Raw genomic sequence first — 4,646 nt, 5'->3', positions numbered from 1 at the left:
ACAATTTCGGTAAAAGATACTGGTATTGGTATCGCTACAGAACAGCATCAACTTATTTTCGAAGCCTTTCAACAGGCAGATGGCGCAACGATTCGAAAATATGGTGGTACAGGCTTAGGATTATCTATTTGTAAAGAGTTTGCTAGATTGTTAGGTGGTTGGATTACGTTAGAGAGTCATGTAGGAGAAGGTAGTACTTTTACCGTATATATTCCTAACCTTCCAAATGGGTTAACTGATACACAAGTATCCAATTTAGAAGTTGCAGCAACGATAGAAGATGTTGTTCCTGCTGAAGTTGCTGAGGAAACTATCGTGACGCCAGAAACAAATAACGTCTTCCAAGAGAAAACTATTTTAATTGTCGATGATGATCACCGAAATATATTTGCATTACAAAATGCATTAAAAAAACAACATGCTAACATTATTACTGCACAAAACGGCATAGAGTGTTTGGACATACTAAAAAACAATACAAATATTGACCTTATTTTAATGGATATTATGATGCCGAATATGGACGGTTATGAAACGATGGAACATATCCGAATGAACTTAGGGTTACACGAAATACCTATTATCGCATTAACTGCGAAAGCAATGCCAAATGATAAAGAAAAATGTTTATCTGCTGGCGCTTCAGATTATATAAGTAAACCATTAAATTTACATCAACTCTATTCGGTAATGAGTGTATGGTTAATAAAATAAGTGAGGTTTAGTTTAAGTGGAAAATAAGTATTATAATTTTGATCCATCTGTAGATATGGATAAGCGTACGAACTTAGAAATTGAATTACTATTGGAAGCAGTATTTAAACTATCTGGCTTCGATTTCCGCCAATATGCTCGCACATCTATTTATAGAAGAATTTGTAATCGAATGCAGCTCTCTAATATCCCAACCATTTCAAGGTTAATTGAAAAAGTAATTCATGAGGAAGGGTTTTTAGAACAGTTATTAAATGATTTCTCCATTAATGTAACTGAAATGTTCCGTAACCCTAACTTTTTTAAAGCGCTCAGAGAGCATGTGATTCCTGAATTAAGAAAGCAGCCCGAAATTAGAATTTGGCACGCTGGATGCGCAACTGGTGAAGAAGTATTATCCATGTCCATCTTACTTCATGAAGAGGGATTAAGTGAAAAAGCTGTTATTTACGCAACAGACATGAATACAAATGTGTTAGAAAAAGCAAAACAGGGTATCCTTCCGTTAAATAAAATGCAAACTTATACGAAAAATTATTTACAAGCTGGCGGTACACAAGCATTTTCTAACTATTATTCAACAGATAATCGTTTCGCTTATTTTAATCCTTCTCTTTTACAAAACATTATTTTTGCGCAGCATAATTTAGTAACTGATCAATCTTTTAATGAATTTCATATTATACTTTGCCGTAACGTTTTAATTTACTTTACAAGTAAACTTCAAAACCAAGTACAGCAACTATTTTATGAAAGTTTAGGTCACAACGGATTCCTATGTTTAGGAAATAAAGAAACTCTCCGTTTTTCACATATAATGCCGCATTATATTCAATTTAATCCGAACGAACAAATCTATCAAAAAATACAATAAAAAGCGTATGAAATCCTCTTTTTGGATTTCATACGCTTTTTATTTCGCATTCGTTTGTATCATAATGAGGCACATATCATCTGATTGTGCTTTCTTCTGTTCTTCCTTGTAAAACCCTTCTATCTCTTCTTCTAAATCTCCCCATTTTCTTTCTGTAAAAGCACGTAATTTCTCTTCAGACTCAAATTCATCATGTGCAATTGCTTCAAGAACACCATCTGTAAACAATACAATTTGAGCGTTCTTCTCAAAAGATATAACTGTCTTTTCAACTTTTATTTCATCAAAAAATCCTACCGCACAACTCCCACGATTTAGTTCCACTACATTCTCTTCATCAACTAAAACATATCCAGCAGGATGTCCTGCATTTACATATTCAATGGTTCTTTTTTCTGTATCAACTACTAAGTATATCGCTGTAAAATAATATGGAATATTGTCATTCTCATTATGTAAAAGAGTCATATATTTATTTAGGTCTTTAATGACAAGTTCCGGATCGATTAAACATTTAATCGTTTCACGTAATACAGACGAAATAAACATACAAACTAATGAAGCAGATATACCATGTCCCATCACATCTAATAATATAATACCGTAGCGGTTTTCATCGATTTTATACCAATAATACATATCTCCAGCTAGTTTGAATGAAGGTAAGTAACTTGCTTCAATTTTTATATGATCTTCTCGTAATGGGCTACTTAATAAGTTTCTTTGTACTTGTGTAGCTAAATCTAGTTCATTCCGAAGGTTTTCTTCTTGTTCTTTATGCCAATTTAATTCCGATTTCAAGCGTAATGCTACACGCATACGCGCTAACAATTCAACTTTATTTATTGGTTTCGTAATATAATCCATTGCGCCTATATCAAGCGCTTCAGCTAATTTATTCGCATCTTCTAAAGCTGTTACAAAAATAATAGGAATATCTTTAAACTTCTCCTCGTTTTGTAATCGCCTACAAACTTCAAGTCCATCAATTTCAGGCATCATGATATCTAATAGTATTAAATCAATTTCATTATGCCTGGAAGAATCTTTTCCAAAATGGATGTATTCGAAAAGCTCTTGTGCAGAATTAAGCGATACAAGATCCTGATATCCGGCTTGTTTCAAAATTTTTTCAATTACAAAGATGTTCACCGGATTATCATCGACAATTAAAATGGACACAAGTTATTTCCCCTTTTCTTATTTAAAATATAAATCGATTATCATTTTTCTATTTTTCTAGTATTGCACACTCAGTTATAAAATGAAAATTTCCTACTCAAACATATTTATACAGCAAAAGAACAAACCCCCTAGAAATGAGAGTTTGTTCTTTCACTCTATAAATTTTCACTATTAATTTAACACCATTGCTTTGTCACTTAAAAGACGATCTAATTCTTCCATATGATTTGTTTCATCTGCGATCATATCTTCTAACTTTACAACTAACTCTGTCATATTTAATTTCGCTGCCTGTTCTTTTCTCGTTTCATAGCGCTTAATTGTTTCATATTCTGATTGTCTAGCGTATTCTAACATTTCTCTAACATCTTCTACTTGTTTCACTGGTAAAGGGATTGTAGTAGGTGTACCACCTAACGTCTTAATTTTCTCCGCTAAATATAGGGCATGTCCTTGTTCATCACTAATTTCAGATTCAAAGAAAGGTTTTAACACTTGTCTATATATACCAGAAACTGTAGCTGCATTATGGTTATACATAATAATTGCCGAGTATTCTCCTGCTAAATCTTCATTCAATCCTTCGATTAGTTCTTTCACATCGTGTGACATTTTTATATCTCCTCCTATACTTAATAACTACCCCGTTTCTCATGTTTTAAACATAATTCTTTTAAATTTTTATGTATCTAAAAATGCCGCTTGCTTCAATTTACTTATTGCTTGTCTTTTAATACGAGAAACGTGCATTTGTGAAATACCTAACCGTTCCCCTGTATCCTTTTGATTTAAATTTTCTCCAAATATATAATGAATGACACTCTTTTCGGTATCATTTAATACGTTAAAAATATCCTTTAAAACGAGACGTCTTTCTGTCTCTTCATATCCTTGCTCTACTTCACCTACAGATTCAATTCTCGCTACCGAACTTCCATCAGATGAATTTTCAACTACATCATCTAAGGAAGATACTCGATAATTATTTTTCGCATCCATAATTTCTAGCACTTCCTCTTCGGATAGTCCTAAATGATCTGCAATCTCTATAATCTTCGGTGAACGTTGCAAATGATCTGTTAGCTCCTCTATCGCAAGTTTAATCTTCCCGCCTAAATCTTTAATTCGCCTTGGAACATGAATACCCCAAGTTTTATCACGTAAATACTTCTTTATTTCGCCTACTATCGTAGGTATTGCAAACGGCTCAAAAGCATTTCCTATCGAATAATCATACCTTCTTATTGCGCCTAAGAGCCCTAACATCCCTACTTGTATAATATCCTCATGCATCGGTCCACCTTTTGAATAGCGATATGCAATGGAATGTACGAGATTTTTATAGTGATTAACTAATCTTTCCTGTGCTTCATCACATTGGTTTTGTTGGAACTCTGCAATTAGTTTAATAACGTCTTCTTTAGCAAGATTTGTAGGTTGAGATTGGATTTCCATCATTCTCCACCTGCTCTCTTTGTATATATTTTGTCATTAAAACTGTCATGCCCTCATCATGCATAATTTGTATATCATCCATTAACGTATTGATTAAATATAAACCTAAACCATTTTCCGGCAAATGTTCTACTGGTTTATTAATATCATACGGACCAACTTTCCTTTTTAAAGTGCTGAAATCAAAGCTAACCCCATTATCCGCAACCATAATTTCTAATCGATCTTCATATAAACCAAAGACAATTGTAATTTCTCCAACGTCTTCTTTATATGCATGTTGCACAATGTTTGTACAAGCTTCACTAATAGCAATTTTCATATCTTCTATATCGTCATAAGCAAAGCCCATTCGATTCGCAACACCAGCCATTGTTAAACGAATAATAGCTACATATTCTGCTTTTGCAGGAATTTT

The 4,646-nt window shown here is 33.1% G+C and carries 6 protein-coding genes; 2 read left to right on the top strand and 4 right to left on the bottom strand.

The features are described from left to right. The coding region (locus MR113_RS26795; RefSeq protein WP_242257434.1) for an ATP-binding response regulator at positions 1 to 714 on the top strand (714 nt) is incomplete at its 5' end. A gap of 16 nt (positions 715 to 730) precedes the next feature. Then, entirely contained in the window at positions 731 to 1,588 is an 858-nt protein-coding gene (locus MR113_RS26790; protein ID WP_242257433.1) for a CheR family methyltransferase, read from the top strand. Positions 1,589 to 1,627: 39 nt separating this feature from the next. Here MR113_RS26790 and MR113_RS26785 read toward each other — a convergent pair whose 3' ends face one another. From MR113_RS26785 to rsbW, 4 genes are all read right to left on the bottom strand, one after another. Next, positions 1,628 to 2,770, bottom strand: a complete 1,143-nt coding sequence (locus MR113_RS26785) for a fused response regulator/phosphatase (protein WP_242257432.1) — start codon at positions 2,768 to 2,770, stop codon at positions 1,628 to 1,630. Between the two features lie 174 nt (positions 2,771 to 2,944). Next, positions 2,945 to 3,385, bottom strand: a complete 441-nt coding sequence (locus MR113_RS26780) for a ferritin-like domain-containing protein (RefSeq protein ID WP_000017757.1) — start codon at positions 3,383 to 3,385, stop codon at positions 2,945 to 2,947. 69 nt (positions 3,386 to 3,454) lie between these two features. Continuing rightward, on the bottom strand, positions 3,455 to 4,231 hold the full coding sequence (sigB, locus tag MR113_RS26775; RefSeq protein ID WP_242257431.1) for an RNA polymerase sigma factor SigB: 777 nt from the start codon (positions 4,229 to 4,231) through the stop codon (positions 3,455 to 3,457). Then, positions 4,194 to 4,646: anti-sigma B factor RsbW (gene rsbW, locus MR113_RS26770; protein WP_242257430.1), on the bottom strand; the 453-nt coding region annotated here is incomplete at its 5' end. The genes sigB and rsbW, both read right to left, overlap by 38 nt.

Source organism: Bacillus cereus group sp. BfR-BA-01379 (assembly GCF_022663605.1).
GTDB classification, from domain to species: domain Bacteria; phylum Bacillota; class Bacilli; order Bacillales; family Bacillaceae_G; genus Bacillus_A; species Bacillus_A mobilis.
This window is presented reverse-complemented; position numbering and strand designations above follow the sequence as displayed.

Coding starts and splice junctions, on each gene's coding strand:
- MR113_RS26780 (WP_000017757.1), bottom strand. CDS start 3,385: ATGTCACACGATGTGAAAGAACTAATCGAAGGATTGAATGAAGATTTA.
- sigB (WP_242257431.1), bottom strand. CDS start 4,231: ATGATGGAAATCCAATCTCAACCTACAAATCTTGCTAAAGAAGACGTT.